Consider the following 21433-nt stretch of genomic DNA (forward strand, 5'->3'; position numbering starts at 1 on the left):
ATTAAAACAAACGCCGCATCTTCGTGCGGCGCGGGGAAGATCTTATGATTCGCCGCCTGTCGCGCAGGCTTCGATCCGATGGGGGCGGGCCAAATCGTCCAAGGTCACGCCGTCGACGTAGGATTCGATCGCCTCGTCGAGGCCTTGCCAGAACGCGAGCGTGGTGCACGTGCCCATGCGGGGACAGTCGACGGCCTGCCCGTCGACGCAGGCGACGGGCGCGGTGCTGCCTTCGGCGGAGCGCAGAATGTCGCCCGCCGTCACCGACGACGCCTCGCGGGCGAGAAGGTAGCCTCCTCGTTGGCCGCGCACGCTCTTGAGCAGGCCGTCACGCGTCAGGGAGCGCACGAGCTGCTCGAGGTATTTGAGCGGCATATGCTCGCGCTGGGCCACGTCTTTCAGCGACACGGGCGCTTCTTGCGCGTTGACGGCGACATCGACCATGAGCCGCATGGCGTAGCGCCCTTTCGTCGAGATCATCATGGCCGCTCCTTCGGGTCGTTCAAGCAGGTGCCCTTATAGTAGCACTCGCGATGCGATTGTCGCGCCCGAATGCCGCGGTCCGCCCGCACGGGCCTGCGGCGGGCGAGCCGTGCACGAAAAAGCCCGGCCTCCGAAGAAGCCGGGCTCGGGTCCGTGTCGCCGGCCGCAGCCGGGTCGGCGGAACGTGCGTGCTCGAAGCTATCGCCGTTAAGCCGTCTCGCCGCTTTCCTCTTCGCGGCGATCCATGGCCTTGACGAAGTCGCGGGTGCCCGTGAACACTTCGTGGGTGTAGGGGTTCACGCCGAGCTTCTTGGCGCGGTAGACGATGTATCCGAGGGCCGCGATATTGGCGACCAGCGCGATCACGGAGATGGCCAGGTTGATGTCGGGGTTATTGACCGAGTTCACCGCGAACACGCTGTCGTTGGCGAACATGGGGCAGACCTGGCAGAACATGCACCAGATGGCCAGCGTGTAGGCGCGGTTCTGGATCCAGCCGCCCTTGTTCCAGATCGCATTGGCTACCGTGGGCGCCAGCAGCAGCGCCAGGCCGCAGTACCAGGAGTGCGTGGGCAGGCAGTTGTAGGTGTAGCAGAAGTTCCACAGGTCGTAGGCGAGGATGAACACCCAGGTCATATCGGGCCAGAGCATGTCCTGCTTCTTCTTGGACACGTAGATGCCCCACCAGCCGGTCATGCAGAAGATGTTGATGATGCCGGCGATGCCGTTGAACACGTTATGCCAACCGCCGTAGAGGGTGACGCCTTCGGAGGAGACCCAGGTGGTGCCGAAAGCGCGCACGGCGCTTTCGAAGTCGCTCACCACGGCGATCAGGATATTGATGGCCACGATGACGAAGGGGAAGGCCTTGAACCAATGGCTCTTGCCGATCTTGCCCCAGCGATATTTCAGGGCCATGAAGCCGATGCAGCCGATGGTCGCCGCATAGAGCTTCGCGTAGTGGAACCAGCTGTTCATATCGGTATAGGTGGGGTTGTTCAAGGCCCACTGCGCGCCCGCCGCCGCGCTGATGCTGATCGCGATGAAGTACACGGTCAGGATGGCGGGAACGACGAGGAAGCAGATGATGCCGCCCGCTTTGGTGCGGCGGGCGAATTCGTTCATCAGGATCAGGCCGACGAAGACGACGACCCATCCGACCCATTGGAAGACGGCGGTATCGCCGTATACGTCGAATAGCATGGTGACTCCTTGGTAATGCGATGGTTGAATGGTTGCGCCGTTGCGCCGTCGCCGTCCTTTCCCGGCCTTCGATGCGCGATTTCGGGCGCTCGAGCCTGACGCTTCGCGATGGGAAGCGTCGAAGGGAAGCGCCGGGTCGCGGCTTGTTTTTCGATGCGGCCGTGCCGCACTGTTCTATACTCGGATGCGCCCTCGGTCGAGATGCAGGGACTGGGCGACGATGTCTTCGATGACCGCGTCGGGGGCTTCGGGGTGCGACCGCACGTATCCCGCGACGCCGAGGATCAGCACGTAGAAGGATTCGTAGACGTGCTCGATGCGGACCTCGTGCAGGCGCTCGTAATCTTGCACCGTGGTGGCGACGATGTAGCGCGCCGCCTGGTCCGCCACGCGGTTGATGAAATCGATGTAGAGCGCGGCGTTTTCGCGCGACGCCAGCGCGCGGCGGAACGAATCGCGTTCGAAGAGCGCGCGGCGCAGCACGGGGACGAGCGTGTCGAGCGCGCCGTCCACATCGCCTTCCACGCGGCAGTCGTTCCATGCCTTGAGCATGGCGAGGAAGTCTTCGATATACGAGTCGAGCACGGCCGACGTGACGGCGTCTTTGTCGGTGAAGTAGTGGTAGAAAAGGCTGCGCGTGACGCCGACCCTGTCGGCGATGTCTTGCACGGACGTTTTGGCGAGGCCCTTTTCTTCGTAGAGTTCGCGCGTGCAGGCGATGATCTGCTCTCGGCGGCCCATGGCTCCTCCTTCGGCGCGGATGCGGCGCGCCTTGCGGTTCGCGCGCGTTTCCCCGCGGCCTTCATGTGTGCGGCGAGGGCGTGAAACGCACGTTCCCCTTTGTGCGCCGTCTCGTCGCGTTCCCCTTGATTTCTGCAGGATACGCTCCTTTTTGACGCCCCGTCAATGTACAGTTCCGCGAATCCGTCAATCCGTAAAAAACCAGTACAAAGGCTATTTTCAGGCGAATATACACGTGCTATAGTTCGCGCCGTAAAGTTCATTGATGTAATGAATTAAAAACTTCAATGAAGTAAAAGAACGAGAGGGGGAAAGGATGGGCGAGAAAGAACGGCAGGACGGTTTCGAAGCGCCGCAGACGCATGGGGAGGATGCGTCCGCCGTCGAGACGTCGGGCGTCGAAGGCCCTCGCGAGCCGCGCGCGAAAAGAAGGTGGCCGATCGTCGTGGGCTGCGTCGCGCTGGTGCTCGCGCTTGCGGGCGCCGGGCTTTTCGCATGGCATCAGACGCCGGGCTTTTGCAACGCGGTCTGCCACGTGCCGATGGACAACTACGTGCAGGGGTATTTCGAAGACGAGAGCCTGTGCGCGAACGCGCATTATCGTGCCGGCACGTCGTGCCTCGATTGTCACGAGCCCAAGCTCGAAGAGCAGGTGGCCGAAGGGCTCGCGTGGGTCCGCGGCGATTTCCGGGTGGACGAGAACGGCGACATCGCCACGGTCGGCGTGACCGCCGACGAGAAGATGTGCACCCAGGGCGGCTGCCATGACATGAAGGACGTGATCGCGGCCACCGCAGATTGGGGCGGCGAGGCGGGCGTCAATCCGCACGAGTCGCATCAAGGAGCGCCGATCGATTGCAGCAACTGCCACGGCGTGCACAAGGTGTCGAACATGTATTGCAACGCGTGCCACGACTACCTGACGCCCGAAGGGTGGACGAATCCCGCATAAGGCTCAGGAGCCGTTGATTCGAAACATGCAGAGGCGGGATCGCCGCTTCTCGAGGGGAGGTTCTATGAAGGGGAAGACGCAGGCGGCGGCAGGGGCCGCGGCCGCGCTCATGCTTGGCCTGACGGGCTGCGCGGCGTCGTTCGAAGGGTCTGGGTCGAAAGACGCGGCGAGCGCCGAGCAGCTCGCCATGCGCACCGACGACCCGTGGGCGGCGGTGCAGACGGAAGCCGTGCGCACGCACGCCGAGAAAACGTATGCCGACGGCGTTTACACCGGCACAGGAACGGCTATGGAGGGCCTGGTCACTGTCACGCTTTTGGTGGACGGCAACCGCATTTCGTGTTTGGAGGTGACCCAGGAGGGCGAAAGCCAGAGCCGCGGCGGCTACGAAGCGGTGCGCGACGGCACGTTCGCCGCCATGATCGAGGCGGCGCAGGGCTCCGATATCGATGCGGTCAGCGGAGCCACCATCACGACGGCCGGCGTGAAGATGGCCGTAAACGACGCGTTGGCTCAGGCCGAAACGGCGCAGGGCGACACCGCGGCGGCGGGCGAATAGGGGGTCATGATGAACGATTACATGAACGAAGGGATGTCGCGTCGCGACTTTCTGGCCCGCGCGGCGGCCGCCGGAGCAGGAGCCGTCGCCGTCGGGGCCTTCGCGGCGCAGCCCGCCCAGGCGGTCGAAGAGGGCTTTATCGGCGACTGGGCGGCCGACGGGTCGCGCGCGGTCGAGGTTCCTGCAAGCGCGGACACGAATGCGACGGCGCCCGACGGCACGTATCGCGAGCATAACGCAGCGGCGTTTCCCGCGAACGACGCATCGCCCATTCCTCCGCGCCCGGTTCCCGAAACCTGGGATTACGAGTGCGACATCTGCGTGGTCGGCGCAGGCGGCGGCGGACTGAACGCGGCCGCGCGCGCCGCCGAGCTGGGCGCTTCGGTGATCTGCGTGGAGGCCGCCGGCCTCCACGGCGGCAACGCCCAAGAGGCGGGCATGTGCGGCATCCTGGGCGGCTCGAAAATGCAGGAGTCGAAGCGTTTCGCGTTTCCGTCCTATCCGTTCGACGCCAAAGCCCTGACCGATTGGGCCATGGACGAATACCATTACGCCGCCGATCCGAAGCTGATCTACAAAATCGCCGAACAGGGCGGCCCGAGCTTGGACTGGATGGCCGAATGCGGCGTGCAATGGCGCTTGGGCGAAGTGCCCGTGTACGTGGCTCCCAAAAACGCCACGCTCGACCACCACGTGCTCAAGATGAAAGACGCCACCGATGCCATGTTCAACTACGGCCAGCGCAAAGGCGTCGACTATCGCTTCCAGTGCCCGGCCGTGGCGCTCGTGCAAGACGGCGACGGACGCATCGTAGGCGTCGTGTGCAAGGAAGACTATCAGCACGAGGTGTTCATCCATGCCGCGGCGGCCGTCATTCTGACCGCGGGCGGCTTCTGCAACAACAAGGCGCTGCTCGACCGCTATATTCCCACGGCGGCGATGGGCTGTGCGTCGAGCTATCTCACCTTGGGCGAGACGGGCGAATGCTTCCGCATGGGCCTCGGCGTCGGGGCCGACGTGTCGGGCTTCAACAGCTCGGCGAGCTTCGACGGCGGCGTGGATTGGGAGGCCGAAGGCGGCCAATGGGCGCGATTCCTCTACGATGGCATGACGCAGCTCTCGCGTCAGCCCTGGCTGACGATCGACCGCTGCGGCAATCGCTTGCGCTACATGGACAGCCGCGTCGGCGAAGACGGCGCGAACGCGATCTATGCGCTGGGCGACCTCGCCACGATCCAGATGACGCCTCCCGGGCACCGCTCCTACATCATCTTCGACGCGAACTACGAGGACCATCTGGCCGGGTTCGCGCAGGAGCACTGCCGCAAGCTCATCACGCCCGACCTCGAGCAGATCGAGAAAGTGCCGCCGCATTACCGCGATTGGCACCACGGCGTGCAGGACGCGATCGACGCCGACGTGCTCAAGCGCCGCGACACGCTCGAAGAGCTCGAAGCCGACCTGGGATTCGCACCCGGCGTGCTGGTCGATGCCGTGGCGAAGTGGAACGAGGCCTGCGAGCGCGGAGAAGACGACTACCTGTATCCCATGCCGAAAGAGTGGCTCCATGCGATCGTCGAGCCGCCGTTTTACGGCTGTCGCATCGGCGGCAATCTGTACGGAACCAAGGCGGGCCTGGCGATCAACGAGGATATGCAGGTCATGGGTATCGACGGAAGGCCTGTCGCAGGCCTGTACGCAGGCTGGCACACCGCGGGCGGCGCCTGCGGCGAGAACAGCTATGTGGGCGACCCCATCCTCGGGTCGCTGATGGGCGATGTGGGCCTGGCGTTTTGCGGAGGATATCTGTGCGGCACGTCGGCCGTCGAGCACGAGTTGGACCGCGCCTAGAGGCGCCGCTGGGAGGTTGAGATGGCTACATTGATGAAAGATATGGCGCGCCCGTACGCCGGGCTGTTCGCCATCGCGCTCGTGGTGGCGCTTTTGGCCAGGATGGGCCTGTGGGTCATGGACATGACAGGCACGATCGCCTACGACTATATTTCCGCGTCGGGCGTGGCCGTTTTGGACGTGATCTGCTCCATCCTCACCGGTTCGGCGTTCGTCGCGTTCGTATTCGCGGGATCGCTGGCCCTGACGCTTTCGACGGCGGGCGTGGCGCTTTACGGCTATCTGACGCGCCGAGATGCGATTCCCGCCCATCCGGGCACCGCGTTTTTGTGGGGCTGGGCCACGGCGCTCGTGGCGATCGCGTGCCTGGGCATCGTGGCGAGCGGCATCCTGAGCGGCGTGCAGGTCGCGTCGATGAGCTCGAAGCTGCCGGGAACGCTCGCGCTGATCGCGGCGGTCGCGGTGTTCGCGGCGTTCATCGGCACGCTGCTGATGGCGGCGTCGCTGGTCGTGCATGCGTGCATCGTGCGCGCGGAATCGCCGTGCGCGCTGGCGAAGAACCTGGTCGTCGCCACGGCGGCGTGCGGCGTCGTGGTAATGCTGCTGACGGTGGGCACGTTCGCCTCGATCGATACGGTTTCGATCAACCTCGCGCGCGCAGGCGGATGGTTCGTCGCCGACATCGCGGCGAATGCGGCCATGGCGGCGATCGCATGGCGCATGGCGAAAAACGCCCGGCCGACCGCGGCATAGATAATAGATAAAGAACCGCAGACGAAGACGGCCCCACGAGGGGCCGTCTTCGCTTTATGAACCGTTTTCGCCTAGCCGATCGGCCGCAGGTTCTCCGACGCGGAAAGGCCCTTGCGCCGCTCGCGCTCGCGCAGGCCCTCGATCACCGTGTCGGTCACGGCGCGGATGGCGTCGCGCTGCGGGCGGGACAGATGCTTCCAGAGCAGCTTGCGGCCCAGGTCGTCCACCGTGCGCGCGATGACGCGCTGCTGGGCGGCGCCTGCTTCGGTGACCTCGACGAACACCGCCTTGCGATCGTGTTCGGCGCCCATGCGCCGCACCCATGCGCGTCCTGCGAGCCTGTCTACGGCCCGGGCCACGTTGACGGGCGAGAGCTGCAGCTGCGCGGCGATGTCGCCGATGCGCATGGGGCGGCCCGTTTCGGCGAGCCGTTGCATCACGCGGCATTCGTTATACGTGGCGCCGCATGCCGCGCGCAGCCCCGCTTCGATGGCCGAGCGGAATCGCTCGAGCGAAGCCAGGGCGCGCGAAGCCGGATAGCAGGAGGTTTCGCGTTCTGAAACGGGCGGGTCGATGAAAGCGCCCGCCGCGATCGAGGTTTCCAAGATCGCGCGCCAGGCGGCGTCTTCGGTGGGGAAGAGCTCGTAGAGCTGGGCCACGATCGACTCGTTGGCGGCGGCCACGTGCGCGATTCCCTTTTCGGTGGCGGCCACGGTGCGCGAACGGCTGTCGGCGCGGCCCACCTCGCGCTTGGCGAAGCCCGCGGATTCGAGGGCGTTGGCCGCCTGGGTGACCACGTTGGGGCGCAGGTCCAGCATCCGAGAAAGCTCTCCTTGGGCGATGCTTCCGCCCGCGGCTGCCAGCTTGACGAGCATGCGGTATTGGGTGATGTTCAGCTCGCTTGCAGCCCGCAAGCCGCGCTTGAGGGCGTCGTGGGTCATTTCGAACGCGACGAAATAGGCCGAATCGAGGGAGAGGTTTTCTTTGCGAGGGCTCATGCGGGCTTTCTACGATACGAGATATTTCAACGATGTAACGATATGGTAGCGTCCGCGAACCTTCGCGATCCGGCGGATCGTCCCTCGCCGCAAACTCTCCATGCCGCCCGTCGTTTCTCCGAGCCCGTTCATCGCGGCGGGTTCGGGCCGCACGATAGAGGAAAGGCCCCGTCTCTGCGAATCGTCTTCCATTCTTTTCTCTTATCCGAGAAACGGGAGACGATTCGCGATCGAGAGACGGGGCCTTCGATGGTCGAAGCGGGTCCGCGGAGCTTCGAGTTAGGCGTCCATGCCGGGAAGCTCGAGCTCGTCGATCACCGCGCGCAGGGCCGCGGCCGACTCTTCGAGCTTGCGCTGCTCTTCGTCGCTCAAGCTGATCGGCACCTTCTGTTCCATGCCGCCGCGGCCGATAATCGCGGGCATGCTCAGCACCACGTCGTCCAGGCCGTAATCGCCCTCCATCAGATTCGACACGGGCAGGACCGATTTCTCGTCGCGCACAATCGCCTCGCACAGGCGCTTGACCGTCATGGCGATGCCGTAGTAGGTCGCGTTCTTCTTCTCGATGATTTCGTAGGCGCTGTTCTTCACGCCTTCGGCGATGCGACGCATCGAAGCCTCGTGGTCGTAGAATCCGCGCAGCTCGCAGAAGGAATTGATCGGCACGCCGCCGACGTTCGCCGTGCTCCAGACGGCGATTTCGCTATCGCCGTGCTCGCCGACGATGCGGGCGTGCACCGTGCGCGGGTCCACGCCGAGATGCTGGCCGATCGCATACTTGAAACGCGCCGTATCGAGAACCGTGCCCGAACCGAGCACGCGGCCGAGCGGCAGCCCCGAAAGCTTGATGGTGACGTAGGTGAGCACGTCGACGGGGTTGGAGACCACCAGGATGATGCCCTGGTAGTCGCGCGCCGCTATTTCGGGGATGATGGTCTTGAAGATCTCGACGTTTTTCTTCACCAGGTCGAGGCGCGTTTCGCCCGGCTTCTGGTTGGCGCCCGCCGTGATCACCGTGATCGCGGCGTCGGCGGCGTCGTCGTAATCGCCCGCATAGATGTTCATGGGACGCGCGAAGGGCAGGCCGTGGCTGATGTCGAGCGCTTCGCCTTCGGCTCGGTCGCGGTCGACGTCGATGAGGACCATTTCGGTGAACAGCCCGCTTTGCATCAGAGCGAACGCCGACGAAGATCCGACGAATCCGCATCCGACGATGGCTACTTTCCTGTCGTTCACCGATTTTGCCATGCTTCCTCCTGAAATAGATATGTGTTTGTGCACTGCGGTATCGGCGGGACTTTATACGAGCACGCGCGCGCCGTCAAGGAGAGGCGCTGGGAGAGTAGTACAATGCATCAGGCACGAAAGCTCTATCGAGCCTCGCAAGGGGCGCGCAGAAAGGAACACCATGGCCGCATACGATTTCGAGCGTCTGATCGTCGACATTCCCGATTATCCCGAGCCGGGAGTCGTGTTCAAAGACATCACGCCCTTGTTCGCCGATCCCGAAGGCTTCGATGCGGTGGTCGAGTCCATCGCCGCCCGCTTCGCCGACGCGGGAGTCACCAAGGTCATCGGCGCCGAGGCCCGCGGTTTCATGGTGGGCGCCCCCGTGGCGCATCGGCTCGGCGCAGGCTTCGTGCCCGCCCGCAAGCCCGGCAAGCTTCCCCGCGAAACGGCGAGCGAGAGCTACGCGCTCGAATACGGCACCGATTCCCTCGAGATCCATCTCGATGCCATCTCTTCCGACGACGTGGTGCTGATCGTCGACGACCTGGTGGCCACCGGTGGCACCGCGGTCGCGCAGGCGCGCCTGGTCGAGCGCTTCGGCGCCCGTCTGGCGGGCATGGGCTTTCTGATGGAGCTCGCGTTCCTCGATCCGCGCAAGGCCATCGCCGAAGCCACCGATGCCGAAGTGTTCTCGCTGGTCAAAGTAGGCTAACCCCGAATCAAAACGCTTTTGCGGGCTCGATGCGGGTCCGCCTCCGAAGTCTCCGCCGCCTGCGGGGGCTTCTTTTATAGAAGGGTAGAAGGAGAGGGGCGCGCGAATCGGATGCGGAAGGGATCGCCTCGGTATTTGTTATTCGTTCTGTAACATATCGACTATATATCCTACAAAAACGGTAGGTATTATGACGCGCAAATACCGAGAGGGAAAGCCCTCGTCAGAAAGGAGCGATACCATGCAGTATCCCGTTTCCGATTCCTACAAGCTTTTCATCGGCGGCCGCTGGGTCGAGGCATCCGACGGCGCCGTGCTCGACACCTACTGCCCCGCCAACGGCGAGCGCATCGCAAGCATCGCCGATGCGACGCGCGAAGACGTGGACGCGGCCGTCGATGCCGCCCATAAGGCCTTCGTCTTCTGGGGCCGCACGGATAAAGCCGAGCGTGCGCGCATCCTGAACGCCGTCGCCGACATCATCGACGAGAACGCCGAGCATCTGGCGCTCGTCGAATCGATCGACAACGGCAAGCCGATCCGCGAAACCCGCGCGATCGACGTGGCCTACTCCGCCGAGCACTTCCGCTACTTCGCAGGCGTCCTGCTCGCCGAAACCGGCGAGGCCGATATGGTGACGCCGCAGATGATGTCGATCGTGCTGCATGAGCCGATTGGCGTGGTGGGCCAGATCGTGCCGTGGAACTTCCCGCTGCTCATGGCCGCATGGAAGCTCGCGCCGGTGCTTGCCGCGGGCGATTGCACCGTTCTCAAGCCGTCCTCTTCCACCTCGCTTTCGGTTCTCGAGCTGGCGCGCCTGACCCAAGACGTCATTCCTGCGGGCGTGTTCAACGTGGTCACGGGACGCGGGTCGAAATCGGGGCAGTACCTGCTCGAGAACGAAAGGCTCGCCAAGCTGGCGTTCACAGGCTCTACCGAGGTCGGCCGCGAAGTGGCCCGCGCCGCCGCAGACCGCCTGATCCCCGCCACGCTCGAGCTGGGCGGCAAGTCGGCCAATATCGTGTTCCCCGACGCCAAGCGCGACATGGCGATCGACGGCATCCAGCTGGGAATCCTGTTCAACCAGGGTCAGGTGTGCTGCGCCGGCAGCCGCATCTTCGTCCACGAGGACATCTACGACGAATTCGTCGCCGAAGCGGTGGAGGCGTTCAAGAAGGTCAAAGTGGGCCTGCCATGGGACGAAGACACCCAGATGGGCAGCCAGATCGACCGCCGCCAGGCCGACAAGATCCTCGAATACGTCGAAATCGCCAAGCAAGAGGGAGGCCGCGTGCTGGTCGGCGGCGAACGCGCGACGGAAGGCGAGCTTGCCAAGGGCGCCTTCCTCAAGCCGACCCTGCTCGAGGTCCCGAGCAATTCCTGCCGCGTCGCCCAAGAAGAGATCTTCGGTCCCGTGGCCGTGGTGATGAAGTTCAAAGACGAGCAGGAGGTCATCGACCTGGCCAACGATTCGGTCTACGGCCTGGGCGGGGCGGTATGGACGCGCGACATCAACCGCGCCTTCCGCGTGGCCCGCGGCATCCAGACCGGCCGCATGTGGGTGAACACCTACAACCAGATTCCCGCAGGCGCCCCGTTCGGCGGCTATAAGGAATCGGGCATCGGCCGCGAAACCCACAAGGTGATGCTGGAGCATTATTGCCAGACGAAAAACATCCTGGTGAACCTGTCCGAAGAGCCTTCGGGATTCTACCCGGCGCAGTAACCGCCTCGAGAAAAACGATGCGCCGTCCGCGTGCGGCGCGCGATCGCGGGCCCGTCTCTTGCCGAGGCGGGCCCGCTGCTATTCCCAGTTCCAATCGGGCCGCACGCTTCGCGCCCCCAGCTCGAAGTGGCGCTTCACGATGCCCAGGTCGATGCTCGAGCACGGCCCCGCAAGCGCTTCGGCGCGGACGGCGCCGTTTTCGAGGACGATCAGGAACCGCTGCTGGTTCAGGGCCGTCGGGGCGAGCCGCGCCGCCTCGATACCCGCTTCGAACCAATCGGGCATGGGGTCGCAGTCGCTGCGGCAGAGCTTTTCGACAGGCTTCGTCTTATGAGTAAAGCCCTGGTTCGACCCGTGCCCGACAGCGAGGACGCAAGGACAGGCTTCGCTATCTGCGACCGTCGCGGCAAGGACCTTCTTGCGATACGTCAGCGCGACCCAACAGGTATTGAGCCCCGCCATCTGCGCTTCGAGGGCCACGAGCTCGCCGTAATAGCCGACCCGTTCTTCGAGCGTCGGGCCTTTTCGCCGACGAGCGCCACGTAATTGCGCACGCCTTCGAACATGCCGCATGTGGCCAAGCGCGACGCGAAGGGGTCGGGGTGCTCGAGGCAGAGCTGGAAACGAAGCCCGCCCTCAACGTTGCACCGCTCGATGACGCGCCTCAGCCGATCGATGGCCGCGGCGCCGATCGGCTCGTCCGAATACTTTCGCACGGAATGGCGTGCCGCTATCGCCTGTATGATGTCCATGGCGCATGCCTCCTTCTTCGAACTACGGCCCGAAGCGACGATGCACACGCAGGGCCGATGACAGAATTGTAGGGGTTCTCGCCCCGCGCGTCATCGGCGCGCGGGGCCGCGTCGCACGGCGCGAAGCGCGCCTGCACTGCGCTATCATGGTCTCGGCAAAACCGCGTCGCGCCCTGCGACGCGTACAAAGCATCGAAAATGAGGAGCGTCGCATGAATGTCTTGGTGAGCGCCTGCCTTCTTGGCGAGCCGTGCCGCTACGACGGAAAGGCGAAATGCGCCGCCGGGCTCGAAGAGACGCTTGCCGCGCACGGCTGCGACATCGTGCGCATATGCCCCGAACGAGACGGCGGTCTGCCGTGTCCGCGGCCCGCAAGCGAGATAGCGCCCGACGGCGCGCGCGTGGTGAATGAAGCAGGGGAAGACGTGACCGACGCGTTCGAGCGCGGCGCGCGGATCGCCGTCGAAACCGCGCGCGAACACGGCTGCCGCCTGGCGGTGCTCAAGGCGAAAAGCCCTTCATGCGGCGCAGGGTCGGTCTATGACGGCACGTTCACGGGCCGCTTGACGGAAGGGGACGGCTTCGCCGTTCGCGCATTGCGGGCCGCCGGCGTGCGCGTGGTGGACGAGCGCCGTTTCCTCGAAGACCCGCAGGCTGCGTTGCGCTTCTCGGCTCCTGAGAAACAGTGACGCGCGGATCCGTTTCTTCTTTCGCGAACGGCGGCCCCATGCTTGCTTTACGAACAAACATTCGCTATTATGAAACAAGTACAAATGTTCGTAACGGTTGGTTCAGCCTAACTTCACGCGAAGGACAGCCGCTTCCTGGAAGGGGGCTGTCATGTTCGCGCCGTACGCCTATCCCAATATCCGCCACCTGTCGCAGCTTGATCGCGCAGAATGTATTTCCTGCGAAAAAGAGCCGTGGGACATGCGCGCAAGCGGAATCTCCGTTCAAGAAGCCGATCCGTTCGGCGTGATGCTCGCCATGCAGCAAGGGTTCGCCGCGCGTCGCATTCCGTTTTTCTGCGACGATGCGCCGTCGGCCCTGACGAATCTCGGCTTATCGCGCGGCGGCATGCTGACGAATGCCGCCGCGCTCTTGTTCCATCGCTTCGAAGACGCCCTTATCCTGTGCCGGGCATACGATTCCCCCCGATGCGACGTGCTGATCGAAGGGGCCGATTGCTCGGGGTCCTTTTCGACCGCGCTCGAGGAAGCGCGGGCGTTTCTCGAGCGCCACGCGCCGCGCGCGCTCGCCATACAGCGGGAAAACGCGCATGAAAAAGAATCGTGCATCGCCTGCGCGCTCGGGGAGGCGCTCGTCAATGCGCTTGCGCATCGCGATTACGAAATCGCAGAACCCGTACGGGCGGTCGTTTCGCCCGGGTGCGTGCGCATATCGTCGCCCGGGCCCTATCTTTTCGACGTATACGTTCCTTCTCCGCGGAAGGAAGGCGCCGCCGAGACGCTTCGCGATCGGCCGGCCGCAGGCGCCATGCCTACGCGCAACGCTTTGCTGGTACAGGCGCTTTATCGGTTCGGGGGCGTCGACGCACGAGGGTCCGGGATGCCGCTCATCGTTTCGACATGCTCGTATTGCGGCCTTCGCGTTTCGTGGTCGAACGAAAACGGCCATGCCGTCATCGCATTCGAGCCTGCCGATGAATAGCCTCGCGCACCCGTCCGGCCGTATCGTCCATATCCGCGAGCAAACGTTCGCAAAACGCGTCGCTCGAAAGCACGGAAGCGCCGATGAAGGCCATGTCGGCTATGTTGGCGCGCTGGACGTCTTCCGTGCGCGACGAGGTGGCGTCTTCTACAACGGCTACGTTGTAGCCGTACGAAAGGGCGTCGTAGCAGGTGCTGCGAATGCAGTTCGGCGTCGTGGTTCCCGTCAGCACCACGGTGCGAATGCCGGCGGCTTTCAATGTTTCGTGCAGCTGCGTTCCGAAGAATGCGGAGAAGCTCGGCTTCACGATGACCAGGTCGGAATCGATCGGCGCCAGCTCGGCCGGCTCGCGGTCGTCGATCGAAGGGTCGCAGCTTGCAGAAAGGGGCTTGCCGCGAAGCCATGCGTCATAGCGGCACGGCTCCACGTCGGATCCGTCGGCGGCATAGCTTCGCACGGCATGCACGATAGTCATGCCGCTGCGCCGAGCGGCTTCGAGCACGCGGGCGCACGCGCCGATCGTCGCGCGGGCTCCTGCGATATGGAGCGGAGAGCGTTCGTGTATGAAGCCGTTTTGCATGTCTATCATCACGACGGCTGTCTTTTCGGGTTCGATCATGGGCATCCTCCTCGCGTCAACGGCTCGGTTTCATCGATACCGCTCTTTTCGTGAGCATATGATAAATAAGCTATGCTTCTTCAAGCCGAGCCTTTCGGGGCGGGCGGCATGAATCAGCATGAAGACGACAGGGGGCATCCGGTGGCCGAATCCGATCTTACCCGCGAACAGAAAAGCGGCGCAGGGGAAAGCCCGATCGGCCGTTTCGGCTGCGATGCCATGCAGCAAGACGAAGGCGTTGCGGCGGCCGAGCCGTTCGTCGTGTTCGTGATGCACGCTTCGGTAGGGTCGGGACACCGAAGCGCCGCGCTGGCCGTGGCAGAAGCGTTCGAGGCGCTGAAAGCCTCGGGCGACGAGCGCGTTCCCTCCGATGCCGAGATAGAGGTCATCGATATCCTCGATTACGGCCGCGTTCCGATCGACGGCGACAAAACCGCCTCCATGTTCACGGGCCCCACAAGGCCGATCTACGACATCACATGGCGCTACACGCTTACCGGCAGGCTTCTCTGGGGCGGCGGAACGGCGTGGTCGCACATCATGTTCGGAAAGCTCACCGAATACGTCGAGCGACGCAAGCCGTCCGTGGTCGTCTGCACGCATATCACCGCGGCGAACGCCGTCGTAGGCGCGCGCATGCTCACGGGCCAGCGTTTTCCCATCGTCTGCGTGCCGACCGATTACGAAATCGAGGGCTTGTGGCCCCATAAAGAAACCGATTTGTTCTGCGTGGCCACCGAAGCCATGGCAGAAACCCTGCGTCCGCGCAAAGTGCCCGAGCACAAGATGGAAATAACCGGCATCCCGGTGCGCGGCGGGCTGGGGGAGGAATACGACATCGCGGCCGTCCGCGCCGAACTCGGGCTTCCGCTCGACAAGACCCTCGTGCTCGTCATGGCAGGCGCCCACCTGCCGCAACCGTATGTTCGCTTCCGCGCCACGATGGACGAAACGCTTTCGTATCTCAAGGGCCTGCCCGGCATGCACTTCGTCTTCCTTCCCGGAAGAGACGAAGAATACGCCGTGCATCTCGAACGCCAACGCGAAGCCATGTCGATCGACAACATGAGCATCCTCGGCTACGTCGACAAGATGCCTGCGCTCATGGCGGCCAGCGACCTCGCCATCTGCAAGTCGGGAGGGCTGACGGTCACCGAATGCCTGTGCGCCCGCCTGCCCATGGTGCTTCTCGGCCATTCGTACGGCCAGGAGAAAGCCAATACCCGCATGCTCACGTCGCTCGGCGTCGGCATGCACGTCACCACGGCGCGCGAACTGCTCGGTGCCCTGCGGCACCTGCACGCCAATCCTTCGAGCCTGCATGCCATGCTCGTCAACGGAGAAATCCTGAGGCGTCCGAATGCCGCCTTCGATATCGCCGACGCGTCGTTGCGTTTGATCGGCTCGGTCGATGAGCCCAAGAAGCACTTCATCGAGCTGTACTGGGGAGGAAAGCCCGCCCACACGCGCTAGCATCCGCCCATCGACAGCGCCGTCGCGCTGCGCTACCGTGAATGGCCGACCGATGATCGTTTCAAGAAAGGACGAGCCATGATGTTTTTCGAACGAATCGGCGCCCGTTTCACGGAGTGCGAGAAAGACCGCTTCGTGATGGTCGCCCCCGTCGTCGACGAAATGCTGCAACCCCAGGGCATCATCCACGGAGGCATGAGCGCATATCTCGCCGAAACTGTGGCGAGCGCCGCCGCGGGCTTCGCGCTCGACGACGACCGATGCCACGTGGTCGGGCTCGATCTGACCAGCACGCATCTTCTGCCGGTCGCGGCGGGAGACACGGTGCGCAGCGTCGCGACGCCCGTACGGCGCGGCGGCCGCATCCAGGTTTGGAAGGTCGAGCAATTCAGGGAAAGCGACGGCGAGATGTTCAACGTCTCCCAACTCACGACCTACACCAAGCGCCCGCGATAGCCTCCTGATCGCCGGCGCCGTCGACACGGCATCCATTCGCCGATAAGCATCGACCCCAAACGTGATCGAATCGGTGGCACTTCGTACACGGATGATCCACTTTGATAGAGTACCGAGCGGCGAGGTCTTCTCGCCGCTTTTCGTTGTACCGTCCGTGCGAAGGAGGAGGAACCGATGGAGTTGATTGTTTCCCTCGTGGGCGTGCCCTGTCTCGCGGCGCTGCTGATGCTGGCAGTGCGCTGCGACAAGGCTCGAAACGTATTGGCCGTGGCGTCCGTCGCGGCGATCGGCTTGCTGTCAGTCGTGTTCGCGGTTCGCTATCTGGGCGAAAGCCCCGTGTATTTCGTGCTTCCCGAATCGACTGCCGGCGTATTGGGAATCGTCAATTTCTTGATCGAGATTGCCGTCGGGGCCTTCATTCTCGCCTACGCGATCCGCTACAAGCGCATGCTGGCGCTCGGATTGGCGCTGGTGCAGCTCGTCATGGCCGTCTGGATCGAGGTGTCGGTCCTTGCGGGCCACGAGTTCTCCACCCAGATGCGCGTCGACCAGCTCTCGGTCATCATGGCCCTCATCATCGGCATCGTGGGCTCCGGCATCTGCGTCTACGCCCTTGGATACATGAAGGATTTCCAGGAGCACCATCCCGAGCAGAAGGACCGCCGCCCGTGGTTCTTCGCGCTCATGTTCGCGTTCCTCGCGGCCATGTTCAATATCGTCTTCAGCGACAACATGGCATGGATCTATACCGCATGGGAAGTCACCACGCTGTGCTCGTTCCTGCTCATCGGCTTCACCAAGACCGACGAAGCCATCAATAACGCATTCCGCCAGATCGTGATGAACATGCTCGGCGGCGTGGCGTTCCAGGTCGCCATCGCGTTCGCGGCGCTCAACGGATTGCCGCTCGTGTTCAGCGAATTCCTCATGGCGGGCGCCATGTCGGCCGGCACGGCCGCTGCCGCCCTGTTCGCCGTTCCCGTGGTGCTGCTCGCCTTCGCGGGCATGACCAAGGCGGCCCAGATGCCGTTCCATACGTGGCTTCTCGGAGCCATGGTCGCTCCTACGCCCACGAGCGCCCTGCTGCACTCCTCCACGATGGTGAAGGCGGGCGTGTTCCTGCTGATCAAGCTGTCGCCGCTGTTCCTGGTCTTTCCGATCGCATCGGGCATGGTCGTCATCGTGGGCGGCCTGACCTTCCTGTTCTGCTCGTTCTTGGCCATCTCGCAGAGCAACGCCAAGCGCGTGCTCGCATACTCGACGATCGCCAACCTGGGCCTGATCACCGCCTGCGCGGGTGTCGGCACGCCTGAGGCGATCTGGGCCGCGATCTTCTTGGTGGTCTTCCATGCCGTGGCGAAAAGCCTGCTGTTCCTGTGCGTCGGCACCGCCGAGCACCATATCGGCAGCCGCAACATCGAAGACATGGACGAGCTCTTCGAGCGCATGCCGCGTCTGGCTCGCTTCATGATGCTCGGCATCATGACCATGTTCATCGCTCCCTTCGGCATGCTGGTCTCCAAGTGGGCGACGCTCGTTTCGTTCGCCACCACCGGCCAGGTGCTCCTGCTGGTCCTGCTGGCATTCGGCAGCGCGGCCACCTTCATGTTCTGGGGCAAGTGGCTCGGCAAGCTCGCCGGCATCGCCGCGCATCGCGAAAGCGAGGAGGTCACGGTCAACAAGACCGAGTGGAGCGCGATCATTTTGATGGCCGTCCTGGTCGTGGCCTGCTGCGTCGGCATGCCCTTCATCTCCTCCGCGTTCGTCGAGCCGTACCTGGCAGGCGTCTACGGCATGGCCCCGCTCGCCATCGGCTTCGACAACATGGCGATCATGGCGATCATCGTGGCCTTCATCGTCGTGGTGCTGTTCGGCACGCTCGGCAAGGCTAAGAAAAAGGTTGTTCCCGTCTACATGGCAGGCATCACCGTCGACTCTTCGAAGCGCGTCTTCAAGGGCGCCCTCGGCGGCGAGCGCGAGGCCACCTCGCGCAACTGGTACCTCGAAGGCATCTTCGGCGAGAAACGCCTCGACAAGCCCGCCACCATCGTCACCGCAGCCGTGCTCGTCGTCTGCCTCGTCGCGAGCATCTTCGCGGGCGGCACGCTCGGCTCCGTCTCGCTGCCCATGTATCTGCAGACCGCTTCGCTGAACGAAAGCGTGTTCTCCACGCTGATCGGCATCGTCGTGTTTCTCGTCGTCGGCCCCGTTCTCGGATGCCTGCTGGCGGGCCTCGACCGCATCATCAGCGCCCGCATGCAGGGCCGTGTCGGCCCTCCGCTGCTGCAGCCGTATTACGACGTGCGCAAGCTCATCGCCAAAGATGACGTGAGCGTCAACACGGTCGAAGGCACCTACATCACCATGGCGCTCATCTTCACGCTGATCGCCGGCGGCGTGTTCTTCGGCGGCGGCAACTTCCTGATGTGCGTGTTCCTGGTCACGTTGTCGGCTTTGTTCTTCATCCTGGCAGCCTACTCGTCGCGCTCGCCGTATGCCGAAATCGGCGCCGACCGCGAAATCCTGCAGGTCATGTCCTACGAGCCCATGATCTTGTTCGTCGCGGTGGGCATGCTGCTCACCATGGGCACCTTCGATGTGGCGGGCCTGTTCCACGGCAGCGCCCCGATGATCGTCGCCGCATGGCCAATCTTCATCGGACTGCTTTTCGTGCTGACCATCAAGCTGCGCAAATCGCCGTTCGACCTTTCGTATTCGCACCATGCCCACCAGGAGCTCGTCAAAGGCGTGACCACCGAGATGTCCGGCCGCACGCTCGCCAAGGTGGAAGTGATGCACTGGTGCGAGAACGTGTTGTTCATGGCCTGGGTCGCGATGTTCTTCGTCTGGTCTAACCCGGCATCCATCGCCCTCGCCGTGGTCGTGGCCGCAGCGGTCTATTTCCTCGAGATCTGGATCGACAACAACTTCGCGCGCGTGAAGTGGCAGTCCTGCCTGAAGTGGGCCTGGATCGTCTCGCTCGTCGCGGGCCTCGTCAATATCCTCGGTCTCGTGCTGTACATCATCTTCGCGTAGGAGCCAATCATGAGCAGTGTTTCCAAATCGCCCTGGGTCATCCATTACGATGGCAGCAGCTGTAACGGCTGCGATATCGAAGTGCTCGCCGCATTGACGCCGCTCTACGACGTCGAACGGTTCGGCATCATCAACACCGGCAACCCCAAGCACGCCGACATCTTCCTCGTCACCGGGTCGGTGAACGAGCAGAACATCGACGTGGTCAAAGAGATCTATGACCAGATGGTCGAGCCGAAGGTCGTCGTGGCATGCGGCATCTGCGCATGCTCGGCGGGCATCTTCCACGACTGCTACAACATCATCGGCGGCGTGGACAAGGCCATCCCGGTCGATGTTTACGTGCCGGGATGCGCGGTGCGCCCCGAAGCGATCATCGACGGCGTCGTGCAGGGCCTCGGCATCCTTGAAGAAAAATCGAAGGCGCTCGCGGCCTCGAAGAAGAAAGGGGAGTAGACCATGGCCTTGCATACCACGTTCGAAACCATCCAGACGGCCGACCTGCTCGCGCTCGCCGAAAAGAAGCGCGATGAAGGCTATCGCTTCGTCCAGATGCTGTGCGTCAACACGGAGCAGGGCATCGACGCCCTCTACGCCTTCATGAAAGATGACCGCCTGGAGAACTACACCATCTGCGGCATCGATACGGCCGTCGAAACCGTTCCGTCGGTCACGGGCTTCTTCCTCGCCGCCTTCCCGTTCGAAAACGAGGCGCACGACCTATTCGGCCTGAACGTCACCGACATCGCCATCGATTTCGCCGGCAACTTCTACAAGGTGGCCATGGACAAGCCTATGACCGTCATCTCGCCGGCGCAGAAGGCGGCACGTGAAAAGGCTGCTAAAATCGCGGCCGCCAAGGCCGCGAAGGCCGCCGGCAAAGACAAGCCGGCCGACGATATCGAAGCCAAACTCGCGGGCATGGACCCCGAGAAAGCGGCCAAGGTGCGCGCCGCCATGGAGGCGAAGGCGGCCAAGGAAAAAGCCGCGGCGGAAAGCGCGAAGCGCGACGAGCTCGAAGCGAAGCTCGCAGGCATGGACCCGGAAAAGGCCGCCAAAGTGCGCGCGGCCATGGAAGCGAAGGCGGCGCGCGTTGCCGCCGAGAAGAAAGGCGGCGAATAGCATGGGCAAAGCGACGGTCATCCCCTTCGGCCCGCAGCACCCGGTGCTGCCCGAGCCGCTCCATCTCGACCTGGTGGTGGAAGACGAGCGCGTCATCGAGGCCATCCCTCAGATCGGCTTCATCCACCGCGGTCTCGAAAAGCTCGTGGAAACGCGCGACATCCATCAGTTCATCTATGTCGCCGAACGCATCTGCGGCATCTGCAGCTTCGGCCATTCGCTTGGTTACGCCGAAACGGTCGAAGACCTCATGGGCGTCGAGGTTCCCAAGCGCGCCGAATACATCCGCGTGATCTTGCACGAGCTTTCGCGCATGCACTCCCATTTGCTGTGGATGGGACTTGCGGCCGACGCCTTCGGCTTCGAGAGCCTGTTCATGCACTGCTGGCGTCTGCGCGAGCGCGTGCTCGACATCTTCGAGGCCACTACGGGCGGCCGCGTCATCCTGTCGGCCGTCTGCATCGGCGGCGTGAACCGCGATATCGACGACGTCATGATGAAGGCTATCATCGACAAGATCGACAGCATCGAGTCCGAATACAAAGAGATCACGGACACCTTCCTGAAAGACTCCTCTGTGAAAAGCAGGCTCGTCGGAGTGGGCCACATCTCCAAAGAAGAGGCCGAAGCCCTGTGCATGGTCGGCCCGTTCGCCCGCGCCTCCAACGTGGCCTACGACGCGCGCATGCTCGGACGCGGCGGCTACGGCGACCTGGAAGGCTTCGAGCCCATCCTTTCCGACGAAGGCGACTGCTACGCCCGCTGCAAAGTGCGCGCCCTGGAAGTGAACCAGTCGATCGCCATCATCAAAGAGCTGGCCGCCAAGATGCCCCACGACGGCATCGGCGAGAAGAGCAAGCTCACGCCTCCTGCGGGCTCGCAGGCAGCAAGCGTGCTCGAACAGCCGCGCGGCGAATGCTACTACTACGCGCGCGGCAACGGCTCCAAGAACCTCGACCGCATGCGTATGCGCACGCCCACCAGCCAGAACCTCGCCGGCATGGTGAAGGCGCTCGAAGGATGCGACCTGGCCGACGTGCCCATGGTCATCCTGACTATCGATCCGTGTATCAGCTGCTCTGAAAGGTAGGAACGC

General features: G+C 63.6%; 21 protein-coding genes and 1 pseudogene. 14 read left to right on the forward strand and 8 right to left on the reverse strand.

Annotated elements, in window-relative coordinates; translation table 11 throughout:
* Window positions 1-42: 42 nt before the first annotated feature.
* The 3 genes from DMP07_RS00895 to DMP07_RS00905 form a co-directional block, all read right to left on the reverse strand.
* Entirely contained in the window at window positions 43-483 is a 441-nt protein-coding gene (locus DMP07_RS00895) for an RrF2 family transcriptional regulator (protein WP_123197280.1), read from the reverse strand.
* Between the two features lie 207 nt (window positions 484-690).
* Window positions 691-1686 carry a DUF5692 family protein gene (locus DMP07_RS00900; protein WP_123197281.1) on the reverse strand — a complete coding sequence of 332 codons (996 nt, stop codon included), beginning with the start codon at window positions 1684-1686 and terminating at the stop codon, window positions 691-693.
* Between the two features lie 174 nt (window positions 1687-1860).
* On the reverse strand, window positions 1861-2427 hold the full coding sequence (locus DMP07_RS00905; RefSeq protein ID WP_123197282.1) for a TetR/AcrR family transcriptional regulator: 567 nt from the start codon (window positions 2425-2427) through the stop codon (window positions 1861-1863).
* Between the two features lie 316 nt (window positions 2428-2743).
* On the opposite strand from DMP07_RS00905, the gene DMP07_RS00910 reads away from it, so the two are divergent.
* The 4 genes from DMP07_RS00910 (at window position 2744) to DMP07_RS00925 (ending at window position 6542) form a co-directional block, all read left to right on the forward strand.
* Complete coding sequence (locus tag DMP07_RS00910) at window positions 2744-3379, forward strand: cytochrome c3 family protein (RefSeq protein WP_123197283.1); 636 nt, start codon at window positions 2744-2746, stop codon at window positions 3377-3379.
* 64 nt (window positions 3380-3443) lie between these two features.
* Window positions 3444-3938 carry an FMN-binding protein gene (locus DMP07_RS00915; protein ID WP_123197284.1) on the forward strand — a complete coding sequence of 165 codons (495 nt, stop codon included), beginning with the start codon at window positions 3444-3446 and terminating at the stop codon, window positions 3936-3938.
* 9 nt (window positions 3939-3947) lie between these two features.
* A complete protein-coding gene (locus tag DMP07_RS00920) occupies window positions 3948-5789 on the forward strand; it encodes an FAD-dependent oxidoreductase (RefSeq protein ID WP_162843069.1) in 1842 nt (613 codons plus the stop codon).
* A gap of 21 nt (window positions 5790-5810) precedes the next feature.
* Window positions 5811-6542, forward strand: a complete 732-nt coding sequence (locus tag DMP07_RS00925) for a hypothetical protein (RefSeq protein ID WP_123197286.1) — start codon at window positions 5811-5813, stop codon at window positions 6540-6542.
* A 71-nt stretch (window positions 6543-6613) separates the two neighbouring features.
* Here DMP07_RS00925 and DMP07_RS00930 read toward each other — a convergent pair whose 3' ends face one another.
* From DMP07_RS00930 to DMP07_RS00935, 3 genes are all read right to left on the reverse strand, one after another.
* The gene (locus DMP07_RS00930) at window positions 6614-7540 is read right to left on the reverse strand and encodes a MarR family winged helix-turn-helix transcriptional regulator (protein WP_123197287.1); all 927 of its coding nucleotides are present in this window, start codon (window positions 7538-7540) and stop codon (window positions 6614-6616) included.
* A gap of 9 nt (window positions 7541-7549) precedes the next feature.
* Window positions 7550-7732, reverse strand: a complete 183-nt coding sequence (locus tag DMP07_RS08850) for a hypothetical protein (protein ID WP_211324470.1) — start codon at window positions 7730-7732, stop codon at window positions 7550-7552.
* A gap of 87 nt (window positions 7733-7819) precedes the next feature.
* Window positions 7820-8788 carry an L-lactate dehydrogenase gene (locus DMP07_RS00935; RefSeq protein WP_123197288.1) on the reverse strand — a complete coding sequence of 323 codons (969 nt, stop codon included), beginning with the start codon at window positions 8786-8788 and terminating at the stop codon, window positions 7820-7822.
* A 160-nt stretch (window positions 8789-8948) separates the two neighbouring features.
* Here DMP07_RS00935 and DMP07_RS00940 point away from each other — a divergent pair, with 160 nt between their 5' ends.
* Both DMP07_RS00940 and DMP07_RS00945 read left to right on the forward strand, forming a co-directional pair.
* On the forward strand, window positions 8949-9482 hold the full coding sequence (locus DMP07_RS00940) for an adenine phosphoribosyltransferase (RefSeq protein ID WP_123197289.1): 534 nt from the start codon (window positions 8949-8951) through the stop codon (window positions 9480-9482).
* A gap of 241 nt (window positions 9483-9723) precedes the next feature.
* The gene (locus DMP07_RS00945; protein ID WP_123197290.1) at window positions 9724-11208 is read left to right on the forward strand and encodes an aldehyde dehydrogenase family protein; all 1485 of its coding nucleotides are present in this window, start codon (window positions 9724-9726) and stop codon (window positions 11206-11208) included.
* 78 nt (window positions 11209-11286) lie between these two features.
* Here the strand turns inward: DMP07_RS00945 and DMP07_RS09085 are convergent.
* Window positions 11287-11960 (reverse strand): annotated as a pseudogene (locus DMP07_RS09085) (nitroreductase family protein).
* Window positions 11961-12172: 212 nt separating this feature from the next.
* Here DMP07_RS09085 and DMP07_RS00955 point away from each other — a divergent pair.
* Both DMP07_RS00955 and DMP07_RS00960 read left to right on the forward strand, forming a co-directional pair.
* Window positions 12173-12649: a 2-thiouracil desulfurase family protein gene (locus DMP07_RS00955; protein ID WP_123197291.1), complete on the forward strand. Its 477-nt coding sequence runs from the start codon at window positions 12173-12175 to the stop codon at window positions 12647-12649.
* Window positions 12650-12800: 151 nt separating this feature from the next.
* Complete coding sequence (locus tag DMP07_RS00960) at window positions 12801-13631, forward strand: hypothetical protein (RefSeq protein WP_123197292.1); 831 nt, start codon at window positions 12801-12803, stop codon at window positions 13629-13631.
* On the opposite strand, the gene DMP07_RS00965 is transcribed toward DMP07_RS00960, so the two are convergent.
* Window positions 13603-14250, reverse strand: a complete 648-nt coding sequence (locus tag DMP07_RS00965; protein WP_123197293.1) for a cysteine hydrolase family protein — start codon at window positions 14248-14250, stop codon at window positions 13603-13605. The genes DMP07_RS00960 and DMP07_RS00965 overlap by 29 nt on opposite strands.
* 108 nt (window positions 14251-14358) lie before the next feature.
* Here DMP07_RS00965 and DMP07_RS00970 point away from each other — a divergent pair, with 108 nt between their 5' ends.
* The 6 genes from DMP07_RS00970 to DMP07_RS00995 all read left to right on the forward strand — a co-directional run bounded on the left by DMP07_RS00970 (window position 14359) and on the right by DMP07_RS00995 (window position 21427).
* On the forward strand, window positions 14359-15723 hold the full coding sequence (locus DMP07_RS00970) for an MGDG synthase family glycosyltransferase (RefSeq protein WP_244594799.1): 1365 nt from the start codon (window positions 14359-14361) through the stop codon (window positions 15721-15723).
* Window positions 15724-15801: 78 nt separating this feature from the next.
* Window positions 15802-16179, forward strand: a complete 378-nt coding sequence (locus DMP07_RS00975) for a PaaI family thioesterase (protein ID WP_123197294.1) — start codon at window positions 15802-15804, stop codon at window positions 16177-16179.
* Window positions 16180-16353: 174 nt separating this feature from the next.
* Complete coding sequence (locus tag DMP07_RS00980; RefSeq protein WP_123197295.1) at window positions 16354-19215, forward strand: proton-conducting transporter transmembrane domain-containing protein; 2862 nt, start codon at window positions 16354-16356, stop codon at window positions 19213-19215.
* A gap of 9 nt (window positions 19216-19224) precedes the next feature.
* The gene (locus tag DMP07_RS00985; RefSeq protein ID WP_123197296.1) at window positions 19225-19671 is read left to right on the forward strand and encodes an NADH-quinone oxidoreductase subunit B family protein; all 447 of its coding nucleotides are present in this window, start codon (window positions 19225-19227) and stop codon (window positions 19669-19671) included.
* A 3-nt stretch (window positions 19672-19674) separates the two neighbouring features.
* On the forward strand, window positions 19675-20337 hold the full coding sequence (locus DMP07_RS00990; RefSeq protein WP_123197297.1) for an NADH-quinone oxidoreductase subunit C: 663 nt from the start codon (window positions 19675-19677) through the stop codon (window positions 20335-20337).
* 1 nt (window position 20338) lies between these two features.
* Window positions 20339-21427 (forward strand): hydrogenase large subunit, encoded by a 1089-nt coding sequence (locus DMP07_RS00995; RefSeq protein WP_123197298.1) that lies wholly within the window; start codon window positions 20339-20341, stop codon window positions 21425-21427.
* Window positions 21428-21433 lie beyond the last annotated feature (6 nt).

It is taken from the genome of Slackia faecicanis, from assembly GCF_003725295.1.
Classification (GTDB): Bacteria; Actinomycetota; Coriobacteriia; order Coriobacteriales; family Eggerthellaceae; genus Slackia; species Slackia faecicanis.